This window comes from Spirulina sp. CCY15215, assembly GCF_016888125.1.
In the GTDB taxonomy this organism is placed as follows: domain Bacteria; phylum Cyanobacteriota; class Cyanobacteriia; order Cyanobacteriales; family Spirulinaceae; genus CCY15215.
The window spans coordinates 1-17,592 of the sequence record NZ_JACSWA010000613.1; the positions used below are offsets into that span (position 1 = coordinate 1).

Annotated in this window: 9 protein-coding genes; 8 read left to right on the forward strand and 1 reads right to left on the reverse strand. The window is 42.7% G+C overall.

All coding sequences use genetic code 11. The features are described 5' to 3' along the window. Positions 1-550 precede the first annotated feature (550 nt). The 3 genes from JUI58_RS25030 to JUI58_RS25040 all read left to right on the forward strand — a co-directional run bounded on the left by JUI58_RS25030 (position 551) and on the right by JUI58_RS25040 (position 3,090). The gene (locus tag JUI58_RS25030; protein WP_204106582.1) at positions 551-1,117 is read left to right on the forward strand and encodes a photosystem I assembly protein Ycf4; all 567 of its coding nucleotides are present in this window, start codon (positions 551-553) and stop codon (positions 1,115-1,117) included. 47 nt (positions 1,118-1,164) lie between these two features. Further along, a complete protein-coding gene (locus JUI58_RS25035) occupies positions 1,165-1,920 on the forward strand; it encodes a peptidylprolyl isomerase (protein WP_204106583.1) in 756 nt (251 codons plus the stop codon). Positions 1,921-1,983: 63 nt separating this feature from the next. Continuing rightward, positions 1,984-3,090 (forward strand): beta-ketoacyl-ACP synthase, encoded by a 1,107-nt coding sequence (locus JUI58_RS25040; protein WP_204106614.1) that lies wholly within the window; start codon positions 1,984-1,986, stop codon positions 3,088-3,090. 3 nt (positions 3,091-3,093) lie between these two features. On the opposite strand, the gene JUI58_RS25045 is transcribed toward JUI58_RS25040, so the two are convergent. After that, positions 3,094-4,485, reverse strand: a complete 1,392-nt coding sequence (locus JUI58_RS25045) for an FAD-binding oxidoreductase (RefSeq protein WP_239121707.1) — start codon at positions 4,483-4,485, stop codon at positions 3,094-3,096. A gap of 63 nt (positions 4,486-4,548) precedes the next feature. On the opposite strand from JUI58_RS25045, the gene JUI58_RS25050 reads away from it, so the two are divergent. From JUI58_RS25050 to JUI58_RS25070, 5 genes are all read left to right on the forward strand, one after another. Further along, on the forward strand, positions 4,549-4,845 hold the full coding sequence (locus JUI58_RS25050; RefSeq protein ID WP_204106584.1) for a MoaD/ThiS family protein: 297 nt from the start codon (positions 4,549-4,551) through the stop codon (positions 4,843-4,845). A 76-nt stretch (positions 4,846-4,921) separates the two neighbouring features. Further along, positions 4,922-10,546 carry a PAS domain S-box protein gene (locus JUI58_RS25055; RefSeq protein ID WP_204106585.1) on the forward strand — a complete coding sequence of 1,875 codons (5,625 nt, stop codon included), beginning with the start codon at positions 4,922-4,924 and terminating at the stop codon, positions 10,544-10,546. Positions 10,547-10,574: 28 nt separating this feature from the next. Further along, on the forward strand, positions 10,575-15,683 hold the full coding sequence (locus tag JUI58_RS25060; RefSeq protein WP_204106586.1) for a response regulator: 5,109 nt from the start codon (positions 10,575-10,577) through the stop codon (positions 15,681-15,683). Between the two features lie 167 nt (positions 15,684-15,850). Continuing rightward, positions 15,851-17,077 carry a response regulator gene (locus JUI58_RS25065; protein WP_204106587.1) on the forward strand — a complete coding sequence of 409 codons (1,227 nt, stop codon included), beginning with the start codon at positions 15,851-15,853 and terminating at the stop codon, positions 17,075-17,077. Positions 17,078-17,128: 51 nt separating this feature from the next. Then, positions 17,129-17,590 (forward strand): GatB/YqeY domain-containing protein, encoded by a 462-nt coding sequence (locus tag JUI58_RS25070; protein ID WP_204106588.1) that lies wholly within the window; start codon positions 17,129-17,131, stop codon positions 17,588-17,590. Positions 17,591-17,592 lie beyond the last annotated feature (2 nt).

The window sequence follows — 17,592 nt, forward strand, 5'->3', positions numbered from 1 at the left end:
CAACCGATAAAAACGAAGCGATCGCGTTTGAGCCAGTCATCGAGGACATCAAACCATCCTCGTTGTGCCTGGGCGCGTCCCATTGCTACGGTCATAATCAAAAAACCTCTTGCTTATTATCAATCGGGGCAAGATTTTTTAAAAGAGATGTGGGAGTAACAAAGCTAGACAAGGGATTGTGCTAGGGATTTGTTACTTCTTGTGGTCTCTTCCCGTTTGGATTGCGATTCCAAAACGGTTTTTACGTTTATTAACATTACCACGAGGTCGAGACCAACCAAAACTGCCTTGTTTTTGGTCTGGTTTTTGACTGAGAACATTTAGGCATCGGCACTTGACCCGCTTAAAACATTATTACCGAAAATTTTACAAATTGACACATCTTTCCTCAGAAATCTGGTCTAGAAAAAAGGAAGGAGTCCCGAAAAGACTGGAAATAAAGGATTTTGCGCCGATCTCTTCTTCTCTCTCTTCCCCCCTCTCAACTCTCAATTTCTCAACTTCCCCTACAATGAGAGATTATTAAAACGAACAGGGCAGTATTGACTCTATGACAGCACCGACGACACAGCAAGACAGTCTTATCCTGCGCCAAGAGATTATTGGCTCTCGTCGCTTCAGTAATTATTTTTGGGCGATTATTTCAGCAATGGGGGGAGTGGGCTTTTTATTGGCAGGGCTTTCGAGCTATTTCCAGAAAAATTTCTTGCTCGTGAGCGACACCCGTAATTTAGTGTTTTTTCCCCAAGGTGTTGCGCTTTTATTTTACGGCTTTGCCGGAAGTCTTGTCGCAATCTATTTAGTGGTTGTAATTCTTTTGGATGTTGGCGGAGGCTACAACGAATTCAACAAAAAAACAGGAAAAATGAGGATTTTTCGCCAAGGATTTCCAGGTAAAAATCGCCGCATTGAGATTGAATACCCTTTAGATGATATTCAGTCGGTGAAGGCAGAAATTCGCGAGGGTTTGAATCCGAAGCGATCGCTCTATTTGCGGGTTAAAAAACAACGAGATATTCCGCTTTCTCGGGCGGGAGAACCGCTTTCTCTTGCGGAACTGGAAAATCAAGGGGCAGAAATGGCTCGGTTTCTTCAAGTTCCTTTAGAAGGGTTATAAAAAAAATCAAAATTCATCTTAATTTTGTTCAATTTTGTCAAGAAAACATGAAAAATAAAGTGCAAGTGTGGTTGAGAACGTCTATTTTGGCGATCGCGGCCATTTCTTTGATATTGGTGGGGTGCAGCGAACCCCCAGTAAGCTCAACGGCAAGTACCGCAGAAGCCAATAAGATTACGGCAGGGGTTAGCAGTCAAGAGATCAGCGAACTCCCCCAGTTAGAAGGGTTGGCGATGGTGGAGATGAAGGTGAATGGTGCTTCAATTCTCATCAAAGTTGATGGAGAAAATGCTCCCGTTACGGCGGGTAATTTTGTGGATTTGGTAAACCGGGGTGCTTATAATGGGTTGGTTTTTCACCGCGTGATTAAGAAACCTCAACCTTTTGTTGCTCAAGGGGGAGATACTCAAAGCAAAGATCCTGATTTTCCGGTTGCTCGTTTGGGGACGGGGAGTTTTATCGATCCCGACACTCAGCAACCTCGCTACATTCCTTTGGAAATTACTCCTGAAAGTGCAGATGCTCCCGTTTATGGCCAAACTCTCAAACAGGCAGGAGTTTCTGCTCCTCCCGCTTTACGCCATACTAAGGGGGCGATCGCTATGGCGCGATCGCCCATGCCGGATTCTGCTTCTTCTCAATTTTATTTTGCCCTCACGGATTTGGGGTTTTTGGACGGAGACTATGCTGTTTTTGGCTATGTGACTCCGGAGAGCATGGAAGCGGTTGAAGCGATCGATCAAGGCGATCGCATTGAGTCGGCAAAGGTGATTGAAGGATTAGAAAATCTTAAGAAATCTTAACGAGGGGGTGAGGGTTTGGAAACCAAACCCCTACCGTTATATTTCCTGAACCACGAGAAGCGAGTGGAAGTTGTCGTCACTGGGATTGGTTTAGTTTCCGCTTTAGGGTCTTTAAGTACCAGTTGGCGGAGTTTAATCGGGGGGGAAGTGGGAATCGCTTGGCATCAGCCCTTTCCTGAACTTCCCCTTTATCCTTTGGGGTTAATTGGCAGCCAACCGGGAGAATTTAGCGCGATCTCCGAAAAAGTCGTTCGTGCCGCGATCGCCGATGCGGGTTTATCCCTGCCTTTACCGGATTGTGGTGTGGCGATCGGCTCGAGTCGTAGCTGTCAAGGACTCTGGGAACAATTCCCGATGGGTAATTCTCCTTGGCTGGAGACTTTGCCCAACCGAGGGGCGATTGTAGCAGCCAGGACGATCGCCACGAGAGCGCCCGTACTTGCGCCTATGGCAGCTTGTGCGACGGGATTATGGGCGATCGCGCGGGGAGCCGAACTAATTCGCATGGGGGAGTGCGATCGCGTCTTAGCGGGTGCGGTGGAAATGCCCATCACCCCTTTAACTCTAACGGGATTTGAGAGGATGGGGGCGTTAGCTAAAACGGGTTGTTATCCCTTCGATCGGCAGCGCGAGGGCTTGGTTTTGGGGGAAGGTGGAGGGATTTTGGTTTTAGAATCTCAAGAACTTGCACAAAAGCGAGGAGCTACGTGCTACGGCAAAATTTTGGGATTTGGCGCAACAGCAGATGGGTATCATGTAAGTGCGCCGGAGCTAGAGGGAAAAAGTGCCGCGATCGCCATTAAAGATGCGATCGAACGCAGTAATTTAACTCTTAATGATATTGACTACATTCACGCTCATGGTACCAGCACGCGGTTAAACGATCGCAATGAAGCAAACTTAATTGGCCATTTATTTCCCGAAAATGTTCCTCTCAGTTCCACTAAAGGGGCAACGGGACATACTTTGGGGGCATCTGGGGCATTGGGTGTCGCCTTTTGTTTATTGTCCTTAAAACATCAAGTTTTGCCCCCTTGTACGGGTTTACAAGTGCCGGAATTTGACTTAAATTTTATCCGAGAAGCGCGATCGGCAAACATTAACAATACTCTTTGTTTGAGTTTTGGTTTTGGCGGACAAAATACTGTTTTGGTAATGGGCAATAATTAAAGTTTAGACGAGAAAACGCCCTGAATTGAATAGGCGATCGCGATCGAATTTTTGTTGAATTTGTCTCATTAATTCTAAAGCATTTCCCGTATATCCCCAGGGTTCTAATTGTTTTTTAATGGCGATCGGCGCTTCTAAAATTGTTAAGAATCCTTGCTTCTCTTGACAAATTTCCCGTAATTGTTTCAGGCGCAGAGTAATATCTTCTCCAGTCAGATGCAGATAACCTAAGCCACTACCTGCATGAATAAGTCCTAAATCTTGCTGTGGGGAAATAACCTCTAATTCTTGTAAAAAATTAACAGCATGGGAGGGAAGAAGACCGATTTTGGCGATCGCTGCATCGGGACTCTTCCGCACTCGCGCAAGTTGATGAACTTGCGGCCAAATTTGGCGATCGCAAATTACGTTTAACCCTAATTTTTCTCCCCAACTGGATAGTCTTTCTTGTTGTTCCTTAACACTTTCGAGAATACTTGCAAACTGTACGGCTAAACCCAATTTTCCCGCAATTTCTAACTCTTTTAAAATGCCAAAAGAAAGTAAATCAACGCGAGTAGGACTCAAGGCAGAGTTGAGAAGTGTTTGAGAAATCGAGGCAATGCGATCGGCTTCTCCGGTTAACAAAATTGTTCCCGATTCTGGCAATAAAGGATAGGTGCGAAAGGTTAATTGAGAAATAATTCCCAAGCTGCCATAAGAGCCGGAAAATAATTTCATTAAGTCATATCCTGCCACATTTTTAACCACTCTTCCCCCTGCTTTAGCCAGTTTTCCATCCCCACGCACAAAGGATAATCCTAACAATAAATCTCGCACACCCCCATAGCGATGTCGCCAACTGCCTGAGTCTGCTGTTGCCACAATGCCTCCCAAAGTTGCATCATGGGGATAGGCCGGGTCGAGGGGTAAAAATTGTCCAGTGGGTTGTAAAACTGCTTGTAAATCTGCGAACTTAACGCCAGCTTCTACTGTAACCGTTAGATCGCCGACGGCGTGTTCTATAATGCGATCGAGTCGTTGGGTACTCACCAAGAGTGCTGGGTTTGGTGGCAAAAGGTTTGGTGGCAAAAGTGCTGGGTTTGGGGACAAAAGTGCTGGGTTTGGGGACAAAAGTGCTGGGTTTGGAGACCAAACCCCTACGGGTCCCCCCCAGGATAGTTTACTGCCATTACCGCAAGGAATTATCTTCCCCTGTTTTGCGGCTGCAAGTTCAACAACCTGGGAAAGTTGCTCAACAGTTTTTGGAAAAACCGCAGCAATTGAAGATAAATTAAGACCAAGACAATAGAGTTGCTTTTGCCAATCTACTGCCAATTTCTCCCCTGTTACCCATTCAACCTCCGTTAGCGCGTCTAACGCAGTTGCAATCTCCCGCTCCATACCTTCAATCATAAGACAATATCTATATCATCATATTATCAGTCATCCTTCATCATTCATCCCTCATCATTTTCCATGATCGTTACTGTTAAATTTTTTGCCGCTTATCAAGAGGCTTATGGTTGTTCCGAAATGCGTTGGGAGTTTCCTGACAATACCCCCGTTTCTGCGGTTTTGGAACGGGCGATCGCGCAATATCCTCATTTAGAACAATGGCGAGAACTGACTCGTTTTGCTATTAATCTTGAATTTGTGAGTAAAAATGCTCTTTTAAAAGACGAGGACGAAGTTGTTTTAATTCCTCCTGTCAGTGGTGGCAGATCGACAACGGATGAACTAGGAACAATAATCAATATAGGAACTAGGAACTGAGAACCGAGTAAAAGGGTTAAACTATCATCATCAATGGCAATAGCGATGATTATGGCAAGGTTGTCGGAACGGAACAATGAATGAACATACAAGCTATCAAATTCTTTTAGTAGAAGATAATCTTGTCGATCGGAGATTATTGAGAATTTTACTGCTCAATGTTCCCAACTTTGATATCGAATTGATCTACGTTAAAACTTTAGCTGACGCGATCGCGCATCTCGATCGCACCGACTTTGATGCAATCTTGCTCGATCTTTTTCTTCCAGACAGTCGAGGTTTAGACACCCTAACCCGCCTCAAGAAAGAAAGTCTGACCCGGCGACAAAACTCTTCAGAAATGCCACAATTAGAGCAGTGGCAGCCTTTACCTCCGATTATTATTCTGACGGGATTAGAAGACGAAGAAACTGCCCTAAAAGCCATTAAAGTAGGGGCGCAAGATTATTTATTGAAGGGAGAATTAAGCAGTCGCCTCTTAATGCGAACCCTGCATTATTCCATCGAACGCAGTAAAATTGAGGAACTGCTGCGACAAGCATCGGAAGAACTAGATTTAGAGTTAAATCGACGCACGGCAAATTTACAAATCTCTCTCAATGAGTTAGAAAAAGAAATTGTGCGGCGCAAACAAGCTGAAAGTAAATTGCGCCAAGAACAAGAAAATTTAGAAGCATTAGTGCAAGAGAGAACCGCCGAACTTGAGGCGAGAAATCAACAACTTCGCCAGGAGATCGATCGCCGGCAAGAATCAGAAACCGCTTTAAAAGAGAGCGAAGAACGCTTCCGACATACCTTTGAGCAAGCGGAGGTTGGCATTGCCCAAGTTTACCCGGATGGCACCTTTGCCCGAGTCAATCAAAAACTCTGTCAGATGTTGGGATATTTGCCGGAAGAACTCTTACAATTAAACTTCCGCGAGATCACCCACCCCGAGGATTTTGAGATCAGCGTCGAACGGGTTAATGAATTGCTGCGACGGGAAAGGACTACCTATTCCCTCGAAAAACGTTACCTGCACAAAGATGGATCTCCTGTGTGGATATATCTCACCGTTTCTCTCGTTTGGACTGAGAAAGGAACTTCTAAACATTTTGTGAGTATTTTTCAAGATATAAGCGATCGCAAGAAGGCCGAAGCCATCCTCGCCCAGAAAAACACCGAATTACAAGTTATTTTTGAAGCCATTCCCGATCTCTTTTTCCGCATCTCAGCAGAGGGTCAGTTTCTCGACTGCAAAACCTCGAATTTTTCCGATTTATACGTACCTCCTGAAGTATTTTTAGGCAAGCAGATTACTGAGGTTTTACCCGAAGAGGTCGCCCAGAAAATGCAGCAAACCATTGATGATGCCCTGCGCGATAAATCCCTCGTTACGGTTGAATATATGCTTCCCATCGGCGATCGCGAAGACTATTTTGAATGTCGCACAGTGCCTTTTTCCGAAGATGAAGCCGTCTGTATCATCCGCAAGATCAGCGATCGCAAGCAAACAGAACTAGAATTGCGCCAAAGCGAAGCCAAGCAACGCGCCCTGATTGAATCGATTCCCGATCTGCTCATTCGCATGAAGTCAGATGGAACTTATCTCGAGATGATTTGTGGAGAACGGGTAGAAGAAGTTTTTCATCCCAATCTCAAAGGAGGGAATGCGAATATTTATAACATTATGCCCCGAAAAAAAGCAGAAGAGCGAATGTTCTATATCGAACAAGCGATCTCGACGGGAGAATCATTAACCTATGAGTATCAATTGGTTTTAGCAGAGAAAGTCTTGGAGGAAGAAGCCCGCATCGTCCCTTACGGTGAGGATGAAGTTTTAATGATAATTCGGGATATTAGCGATCGCAAGCGGGCTGAGGAAAAATTGCGCCAAAGCGAAACCAGAAATCGCGCCTTAGTTCAAGCAATACCCGATCTATTGGTTCGCATGAAAGCCGATGGAGAATATCTCGATATTATTAATGGCGGTCAGTTGCAAATGTTCGCTCCCGATCGCAGTCGGATATCTGCCAATATTTACGATATTTTATCTCAAGATCAAGCTCGAGAGCGCATGGAATATGTACAACGGGCTTTATCTACCGGAGAACCGCAAGTTTATGAATATGAGTTGGTGAAGGACGAAAAAATTTGGCAGGAGGAAGCGAGAATCGTTCCTTGCGGGGAAGATGAAGTTCTCATGATTATTCGGGATATCAGCGATCGCAAGCAAGCTGAGGAAAAATTGCGCCAAAGCGAAGCCAGAAATCGCGCTTTAGTTCAAGCAATACCCGATCTATTGATTCGCATGAACACGAATGGAGACTATCTCGATGTCATTAGTGGGGGTGAAGTTGAGTTATTTAAACCCAATAAAATTCACAAAAATGCCAACCTGTACAATATTCTCCCCTTAAATACAGCCAAAGAATGGATGAAGTGCGTGCAACAGGCTTTAACAACAGGGAAACCGCAAGTTTACGAATATCAATTAGTCAAAGCGGAAAAAACTTTGGAAGAGGAGGTGCGAATCGTGCCTTGCGGGGAGGATGAAGTGCTGGCCATGGTGCGGGATATCAGCGATCGCAAGCGGGCAGAAATGGAGCGCGATCGCTTCTTTACCCAATCCCTCGATCTCCTCTGTGTTGCTGGCTTTGACGGCTATTTTAAACGAGTAAATCCTTCTTGGGAAGCAACTTTGGGTTATACAAGGGAAGAACTCATGGCTCGCCCTTTTCTCGACTTCGTTCATCGGCGCGATCGCGATGCCACTATAGAAGCAGCAGCACAACTGGCGCAAGGAAAAAACATCGTTAATTTTGAGAATCGCTATCAATGCAAAGATGGTTCTTACAAATGGTTGTCTTGGCATTCCACCTCATTTACCCAAGAAAGTTTGATTTATGCCGTTGCCCATGATGTCACCGAACAAAAGAACTATGAAGCCAACCTCGAACGGGAACGCCAACAACTCCAGCAAATCGTTAAAAATGCCCCCGTTGCCATGGCCATGTTCGATCGCAATATGAACTATATCGCCCATAGCGATCGCTGGCTGACGGACTACGAACTCCCCGATACATCCTTAGTGGGTTGGAATTACTACGATATTTTCCCCGACATCCCCGATCGCTGGCGAGAGGCGCACCAACGCGCCCTACAAGGAGAAAAACTCTCCCATCCTGAAGATATGTTTTTGCGAGAAGATGGGCAACAATTTTATTTACGTTGGGCATTGCATCCTTGGACTGAATCCGATGGCGCGATCGGCGGTATTGTTATGGTTACGGATCGCATCGATCAATTAGTCCAAGCTCGAGAAGCTGCCCTCGAAAATGTTCGCCTCAAGTCCCAATTCCTCGCTAATATGAGCCACGAAATTCGCACTCCGATGAATGGAGTCTTGGGCATGACAGAATTATTGTTGAGTACCTCTCTCAACAATAAACAGTTAGATTTCGTGCAAACCTTGAGAAGTAGCGGCGAGAATTTGCTGACAATTATTAACGATATTCTCGATTTTTCCAAACTGGAAGCGGGGGAAATGCGCTTAGATGCCCATGAATTTCATCTCAATAGCGCGATCGAGGATTTATTGGATTTATTTACCCTGCAAAGCTGTGCTAAGGGAGTAGAACTTATTTACATCATTGAACCAGATGTTCCTGTTTATCTTAAAGGCGATGCTGCCCGCTTGCGCCAAGTTCTCACTAATCTGATCGGCAATGCCCTGAAATTTACCGAACGCGGCGAAATTACTTTATCAATTATCAAGGAACAATTATCAATAAATAATGAGGGACAAAGTAACAATAAATTACGTTTTGCTATTCAAGATACGGGAATTGGAATTTCTGCGGTAGGACAGAAGAAATTGTTTCAATCTTTCTCCCAAGTAGATGCTTCTAATACTCGCAAATATGGGGGGACGGGTTTGGGTTTGGCGATATGCAAGGAATTGGTGCAATTGATGGGGGGAGAAATTGGCGTTGAGAGTATCCCCGATCGCGGTTCCACATTTTGGTTTACAGCAATTTTCGATCCCTTAAACCCAGAAGAAGAAGATAATGCTTTCCCTCGTAAGAAGACACAGACCTCGATCTCTACCCTCACCGGGAAGAAACTACTTGTTGTTGATGATAATGCCACGAATCGCAAAATTGTGCGCCTACAAGCGAAAGCATGGGGCATGGAAGTAGACGATGCTGAAAATGGTACTGTTGCTCTGGCGATCTTGCGTTTGGCGGTGGTTTTGGACAAATCTTACGATCTGGTGTTGTTAGATATGCAAATGCCAGAAATGACCGGAGAAATGTTAGGTCGGCAAATTCGCAGTGAAGTCGATATTGCTCAAACTCGGTTGATTATGATGACTTCTATCGATGAAAGAGATTTAATTTCTCGGTTGGAGGAGATTGGGTTTGATGGCTATTTACTCAAACCGATTGTGACTTCGCGGTTATTAAATAGTTTACTCAATGCGATCGAACAAGTGCCGATTCAAGATATTTTACCCTCTCTTTCTCCTGCAAAACAAGAAGAAATTACCTGTCCGATTGCCCCGATCGAGGGCAAAATCTTGGTAGTTGAAGATACTCTCGTTAATCAAAAAGTAGTCTTAAATCAACTGCAATTATTAGGGTACAAGGCTGACTGCGCTAGTGATGGTCGCGAGGCGTTAGAGCAATGGAGTATAGGAAACTATACCCTCCTCTTTATGGACTGTCAAATGCCCGTGATGGATGGCTATCAAGCGACGCAAACAATACGACAGCGCGAAGGGGAAGATAAACATATTATTATTGTCGGTTTGACGGCTTATGCGATGAAGGGCGATCGCGAAAAATGTCTCGAAGCTGGCATGGATGATTATCTATCTAAACCCGTCTCTAAACAGGATTTATCAGTAATGTTGGAAAAATGGCTTTCTGCTTCAATTAATCCCTCACTGTCAACTTCGACTTCAATTCTCCCTACTACACAAGAGGAGTCAGAAGAGGGCAAACAACTCATCGATCTCGAACAATTCGACGCAATTACCGATGGCGATCGCGATTTCCAGATGGAATTATTGCAATCGTTTATTGATGATGCAGAAATGGATTTATTACAAGCCAAACAAGCCTTAAAATCAGAAGATTCTCTCACTCTTGGACAAAAAGCACATCGCATCAAAGGGGCTGCTGCTAATTTAGCGATTACAGAATTGTCTCAAATCACAGCAACTTTAGAAAAACAAGCTAAAGAACAACAATTCCTAGGAATGGAAACACTTTTAGATCGAGTTGAAGTCTTGCTAGAAGAGGTCAAACAGTTTTTATTAACAATGGAAAATGAAGAAGAGAGTATAGGAGAGACGGAAACAACCCACAACCAACTCTTGCTTTCTGATTCCCATTCTCTCATCGATCGCCAACTTTTGCAAAGCATTTCTGGGGGCGATCGCAATTTTGAAGTAGAATTGTTTAATGCGTTTCTGCTCGATATCGAAGCTGAATTGCAAACTGCAAAAGCCGCATTGGAGGTTGAGAATTATGCTGAATTAATTCAAAGGGGAAGTTCTTTCAAAAGTGCGGCGGAAAGTGTTGCTGTGGGTTTTGTTCCCGACTTGGCAAGGCGGTTAGTAAAAGCAGCATCACAAGAGAATCGAGAGTTAGTTGCAGTAGTTCTTAAGGAACTTGAACAAGTTTTAAAAAGAGTTAAAATAGAGTTAAATTAAAATAGAGTTATAATTTTAAATTTATCAAATGAAACAGTTATTTTCTCCCTTAACCAAAAAAGATGCGATCGCCTTATTCTTTCTAATTCTCTTAGGAGGGTTAGGAAATTATTTTAAATTTCCCCTCTTATTTGGGGTTGACTTTCTGTTTGGGAGTATTGCGGTTTGGCTGACACTATTTCTCTATGGTGTAGGCTGGGGGACTGTAGTTGCTTTAGTTATTAATACTTACACGATCCCGTTATGGGGACACCCTTATGGTTTAGTGATGTTTACTCTCGAAGCGGCGATCGTTGGTTTTTCTTGGCAGCAACGAAAGCGGAATATTGTGGCGATCGATATTGTATTTTGGCTTTTTTTGGGATACCCTTTGAATTATTTATTTTACCAGCAATTTTTACATCTTCCGTTTATTTCCGCTTTTCTAATTATTTTGAAGCAACCCATCAATGGTATTTTTAATGCTTTTATTGCAACTTTAATTTGGTCGAATCTCCCTTTAGACAAATGGCTAAAAAAACGGATTAAAAAGCACACGCTGTCTTTTCAGCAAACATTATTTAATTTATTTTTTGGCTGTATTTTTATCCCTGTTTTGTTTATTTTTGGACTCAATGGCAGGAAAGAATTTGCAAATATTGAAGTCGAAATAAGTAATAATTTTAAGCCAATTTTAGTACATTTCGCTGATGATTTAGGAGATGAAATTAGAGTTTATACTGCGGGATTAAATGGGTCAATTGATGAATTCATTAAATACCAAGAAGAAGGGAATGATTTAGATGTATTTCTTCGGGAAATTAATAGTATTTTTCCATCTTTTCTTTACATTGTTGCAATTGATGAAAAAGACAATATTTTAGCTTCATCTCAAAATAATGCTTTAGCCGAAAGAGGAAATATAGAAACAAACACAACTATCGATCGTATTTTTCAAAATTCTTTTCCTTTAAACTTTGATTTTTTGCAGGACCAAACTTTCGCAGCATTCGATCCGGATACATCAGCTTTTTTTGTTCGTATTAATGTCACTAAAGATAAAAAGTTTTTAGGGTATCTTTTGGGGAAATTTTCTTTAACCGAATTTGCAGAATGGGAAGAATATATTGAGGAAATTGACTCTCGTAATTTTGGTATTCGTCTCGCTCTTTTCGATGCTCAAGGAGATAAAATTTTTGGTAGTCCCGAAACCGAAAATTCTCAAGAACTTGCAGCTAAATTTTACGCTGAAAACTCCGAAAACACGAGTCAAGAGTCAATCTTGCACTGGCTACCAAAAGAGGAAAATTTATCAACTATATTGCGCTGGAGACAATCTTTTTATCGTCAAGATGTTCCTTTTGGATTCGATTTTCCTTGGACGATCGCGATCGAGTCTCTCCTTGATTCCTATATCGATGATTTACACAAATTCTATGTCTTAGATTTAGCAATGGGGAGTATTCTTGCTATTTTTGCAGCAATTCTAGCTCGTTTTATGAGCCAACAGTTAATTTTACCAATTTCTCAACTAGCGGAAAAAACTACTAATTTATCAGACAAATTGATGAACCGGGAAAAGTTAACTTGGCAGCGTAGTCCCGTGCGTGAAATCAACACTTTAGTAAACAATTTTCAGCAGATGGCGTACACACTACAAGAGCAATTTAGCGCTTTACAAAATGTCAATAAGGTGTTAGAAGAACGAGTGGAAGAACGCACCCGAGAGTTGGAAATAAAAATCAGGGAACAGAAGGCGATCGAACAGTCTTTACAGCGCTATCAAGAAGATTTAGAAGAGTTAGTGACAGAAAGAACAGAACAATTACAAGCTGAAATGCAGAAACGTCAGCGTACTGCTGAAGACCTAAAATATCGTGCCGATCTCGAACAACTGATTACCCAAATCTCTAGCCGTTTTATTAATTTGAATGCCAAGGAACTCGATGCAGCCGTAACTCGAGCCTTGCAAAATATTGGTGAATTTATGGGTTGCGATCGCGCTGGAGTTTTTCAGTTCTCAGAGGAGGAAACTTACAGTAAAACTCACGAATGGTGTGCCGAAAATATTCAACCAAACCTCGAACAAGCACAAAATGTTCCTGTGGCGATCGCACCCTGGTTTATGGAACGACTCAACCGCTTAGAAACCCTGAATATAACTGCTGATAATCTACCCCCAGAAGCCGAAGCAGAAAAGGAAATTTTCCAACAATTTTCTCTGCAATCTTTATTAATTATTCCTATCGCAGGAGGCGATCGCCTCTTGGGTTTTTTAGCATTTGCTGGAGTCACAGAAGCAAAAATATGGGCGCAAGAAACCATCGATTTATTAAAAGTTGTGGGGGAAAGTTTGGCCAATACTCTCATCCGAGTACAGTCGGAGTCAGAACAGCATAAACTGGCATTATTAGTAGAAAATAGTCAAGATTTTATCAGCGTTTCCAGTCTCACAGGTCAAACCTTATATCTTAACCAAGGGGGATGTAATTTAGTAGGTTTAGCTAATTTTCAGGAGGCTAGTTCTAAAACTATTCCCGATTATTTTTGCATAGAAGATTGGGATTTCATTCAATATACTATCTTGAAAAGTACCTTAGAAACCGGACAATGGACGGGAGAAACGAGATTAAAACATTTTCAAACTGGAAAGGCGATCGATGTAGCAATGAATATGTTTTTGATCCGCGATCTCCAAACTCAAGAACCGCTCTATTTTGCCACAGTACAAAGAGATATTACCGAACGAAAACGCTACGAAGCAGCCCTAGAACAAGAACGCCAACAATTGCAACAAATCGTGATTAATGCCCCCGTTGCGATGGCACTGTTCGATCGCGAAATGTGTTATCTTGCCTACAGTAACAAATGGTTGGAAGATTATAAACTGGAATCCGAACAATCTCTCATCGGTCAAAGCCATTATGCAGTTATTCCCGATTTAAAAGCAGAATGGAAACAATTTTACGATCGCGGTTTGCAAGGAGAAGTGATCGCCAATGCAGAAGAATTATGGGAAAGGGAAAATGGCAGCCAAATCTATCTGCGGTGGGCAATTCAGCCCTGGTATTTGCGGGAAAATGTCATTGGGGGTATTATTATTGCTTCCGTGGCGATCGATGAACTGGTAAAAGCACGAGAAGCAGCTTTAGATAATGTTCGTCTCAAATCCCAATTCCTTGCTAATATGAGTCACGAAATTCGCACCCCTATGAATGGAGTGTTAGGGATGACGGAATTACTCTTAAGCACCGATTTAGATGAGGAACAATTAGACTTTGTACAAACTCTGAAAATCAGTGGGGAATCTCTCCTCACCCTAATTAATGATATTCTTGATTTCTCCAAATTAGAAGCCGGAGAAATGCGTTTAGATGTACGGGAGTTCGATCTCAAGAAACTCCTCGAAGATTTATTAGATTTATTTGCCCCGCAAACCAATAAAAAAGGGTTGGAATTGGTTTATACCATTGAACCCGAAGTTTCCCAATTTCTACAAGGAGATTCGACTCGCTTGCGCCAAATTTTAATCAATCTTATGGGTAACGCAATCAAGTTTACCAGTGAGGGAGAAGTATCTATATCTGTGTCTTCGTCTCTTCCTTTTCCTGTTGCTCTTCCTAATCTTCCTGCGATCGCCTTACGCTTTGCCGTCAAGGATACAGGAATCGGGATCGCCCCAGCAGATCGAGCTAAATTGTTTCGTTCTTTTTCCCAAGTAGATGCTTCTACTACTCGTCAATATGGTGGCACGGGTTTGGGTTTAGCGATTTGCAAACAATTAGTAGAATTAATGGGGGGAGATATTGGAGTCGAAAGTGTTGCGGGAGAGGGATCTACCTTTTGGTTTACGGTGTTTCTCCAAGGGAGTAATGGGGACACTCTCGGCGATCGCGGCAGTTCCTCTGATGCTCATTCCAGCTTACAGGGTAAAACAATTCTAGTGGTTGATGACAATGCCACCAATCGTAAATTTGTTCATTTAGAGGCGATCGCTTGGGGCATGAATGTCAAGGAAGCGGATAATGGAGTTACAGCCTTACAACAGCTATGGGCTGCAGCCAAAAGCGATCGCTTACCCGATGCGGTTCTAATTGATTGGCAAATGCCCCACATGACAGGAGAAGCCCTCGGGCAATTAATCCGCAGCGAGTCCGATTTTGATGATATCAAGTTAATTTTAATGACTTCCGTGGAACGCAGCGATTTGATGAGTCGTTGTCGGGCGATCGGCTTTGAGGGATTTTTAACCAAACCCATCGGTTCTTTCCGTTTGCGTGCCTGTTTGTTAGCAACTTTTAATGGTAAAAAAGATTTTGAAGTGCGATCGCTAAATGTTCCTCAACGAGAGATGCGCGCACCTCTCCCGATAAGTTCTGCCAAAATTTTGGTAGTGGAAGACACTCCCGTAAATCAAAAGGTACTGTTAAATCAATTACGTTTATTGGGCTATCAAGCAGACTGTACCGATAACGGTCAAGAGGCTTTGGATTATTTAACCCAGCAAGAATGCGATTTGGTGTTTATGGATTGTCAGATGCCCGTGATGGATGGCTATAAAGCCACTCAAACCCTACGAGAAAGAGAAGGAGATAAACATCATACAGTTATTATTGGCTTAACTGCTTATGCCATGAAAGGCGATCGCGAGAAATGTCTCGCAGCAGGGATGGATGATTATCTCTCTAAACCCGTTGCTGCGGATGATTTAGCAGCAATGTTGGAAAAATGGATGAGTAGGGAACAGGGAACAGGCAATAGGCAACAGGAGGCAACCCCATTTCCGGCTCCCCCCCTTGGTAAGGGGGGGTTGGGGGGGATCGAACAAACCATCGATCGCCCCTATCTCGATGAGATTACCGAAGGCGATCGCGAGTTTCAAGGGGAACTATTGCGATCGTTTCTGATGGATGCAGAAATCGATCTCGACAAGGCAAAACAGGCTTTTACTGTTGGGGATGCGATCGCCCTAGAACATCATGCTCACCGCATTAAAGGTGGGTCTGCTAGTATTGGGGCATCGGTATTGTTAGAGGCAGCCGGAGAGTTAGAAGATTTGGTACGAAATAATCAACTCGAACCCGAATTAGTCTCGATTTTATTGTCTCGAATTGCAGAAGGTTTAAGCCAAGTTAAGGCACTTTTACAACAAGAATAGTGTTTTAGTCGAGGCAAGAAATTAAGGCATTTTTATATTTTGTAGTACGTTCAACAAAAGCAGATTAATGCGATAATGTAGTTAACATTAATTTCCTTTTAGCTGTTTTACGATGGAGAAAAGAAAATTGGAAGGGACTTAATCACAGCATTCTCTAATCAAGACTGATGAAAAAAATCCTAATTGCTGATGACCATTCTACCACGCGACTACTCCTGAAAAGACTGCTACAACAAGGGGGATACGACATTGTTGAGGCAACTGACGGGGCAGAAGCGATCGCCGTGGCCAAACAAGTAACCCCTGCCCTGATTATTTGTGATTGGATGATGCCCGAGTTTGATGGTTTGCAGGTTTGTCAGCATCTCAAACAAAATCCTCAATTAGCTGCAACTTTTTTTATTTTACTGTCTGCAAAAGGAGAAATTCGCGATCGCGTTCAAGGATTAGATGCCGGTGCCGATGATTTCCTCACTAAACCAGTAGATAAAACCGAATTACTGGCTCGAGTGCGGTCAGGTTTAAGACTATACGAAGCACAACAACAATTAAGTCTATCCAATCAAAAACTTAGTCAAACCTTAAAAGATTTACAAAAAGCACAAATTCAACTCATTCAAGCCGAAAAAATGTCATCTTTGGGTCAATTAGTGGCTGGAGTTGCCCACGAAATTAATAATCCTGTTACTTTTATTCGTGGCAATTTAAGCCATGCTCAAAGTTATGCGAATGAATTACTCGAACTTGCCAATTTAGCCAGTCATTCTCAAGATTCGCAACTGATAGAAGCTGCCGAAGATATCGATCTAGATTTTATGAAAACAGACTTTCCTTTAGTTCTTGATTCTATGCACAATGGGGCAAAGCGCATTCAAGAAATTGTAGATTCTCTTCGCAATTTTTCCCGTCTTGATGAAGCCCAACAAAAATCAGTGAATATTCACGAAGGAATTGATAGTACACTCTCTATTCTACAAAGTAAATTAAACCAGATTGAAATTATTAAAAATTATGGCGATCTGCCCAACATTACTTGTTATCCCGGTCAAATTAATCAAGTTTTTCTGCACCTTTTTAATAATGCGATCGATGCCATTAAAGAAGGCGATCGCCATCCCGGACAAATCAAAATAAGTACAAATAAAATCACGGGAAGTGATGCGATCGCCATTAAAATCTCCGATAATGGTGCGGGCATCAAACCAGAAAATTTACCGAAACTTTTTGAACCTTTTTTTACAACAAAGGCGATCGGTTCTGGCAAAGGATTGGGTTTAAGTACCAGTTATTCTATCATTGTCGAACAACATGAGGGAGAATTGGAATGCGTTTCAACATTAGGAGAAGGGAGTGAATTTGCGATCGTGCTTCCGATTGGCGTTGCACCAACTTGAAAATATTGTTTATAATATTCCTAAAATGAAAATATAATAAAGAACCCAGCCATGAGTCTCAAAGATCGTCTGACAGAAAACATCAAAACTGCAATGAAAGCCAAGGATAAAATTCGCTTGGAAACCATTCGCAGCATAAAAAAAGCTGTCATGGAGAAAGAAATAAGCCTGCGTCCTGATGGCCAAGATACCCTCACAGAAGCACAAGAACTTGATATCCTAGCACAACAAGCTAAACAACGTCGCGACTCCATTGAGCAATATTCTAATGCAGGCCGGGACGATCTCGCCGATCGCGAAGCACAAGAATTAGTGATTATTGAAGAATATCTCCCTCAACAATTGTCCGAAGAAGAATTGAGCCAACTTATTGATGAAATCATTACTAAAGTTGGCGCAAAGTTACCGAAAGATATGGGCAAGGTGATGGGAATGGCGATGAAACAACTGAAAGGAAAAGCGGATGGTAAACAAGTGCAAGCTATGGTGAAAGCAAAATTGGGTGATGGGTAGTG

What these genes read in the sequence shown, in the direction of transcription:
- JUI58_RS25030 (WP_204106582.1), top strand. Translation starts at nt 551, where the DNA reads ATGACAGCACCGACGACACAGCAAGACAGTCTTATCCTGCGCCAAGAG.
- JUI58_RS25035 (WP_204106583.1), top strand. Translation starts at nt 1,165, where the DNA reads ATGAAAAATAAAGTGCAAGTGTGGTTGAGAACGTCTATTTTGGCGATC.
- JUI58_RS25045 (WP_239121707.1), bottom strand. Translation starts at nt 4,485, where the DNA reads ATGATTGAAGGTATGGAGCGGGAGATTGCAACTGCGTTAGACGCGCTA.
- JUI58_RS25050 (WP_204106584.1), top strand. Translation starts at nt 4,549, where the DNA reads ATGATCGTTACTGTTAAATTTTTTGCCGCTTATCAAGAGGCTTATGGT.
- JUI58_RS25055 (WP_204106585.1), top strand. Translation starts at nt 4,922, where the DNA reads ATGAATGAACATACAAGCTATCAAATTCTTTTAGTAGAAGATAATCTT.
- JUI58_RS25060 (WP_204106586.1), top strand. Translation starts at nt 10,575, where the DNA reads ATGAAACAGTTATTTTCTCCCTTAACCAAAAAAGATGCGATCGCCTTA.
- JUI58_RS25065 (WP_204106587.1), top strand. Translation starts at nt 15,851, where the DNA reads ATGAAAAAAATCCTAATTGCTGATGACCATTCTACCACGCGACTACTC.
- JUI58_RS25070 (WP_204106588.1), top strand. Translation starts at nt 17,129, where the DNA reads ATGAGTCTCAAAGATCGTCTGACAGAAAACATCAAAACTGCAATGAAA.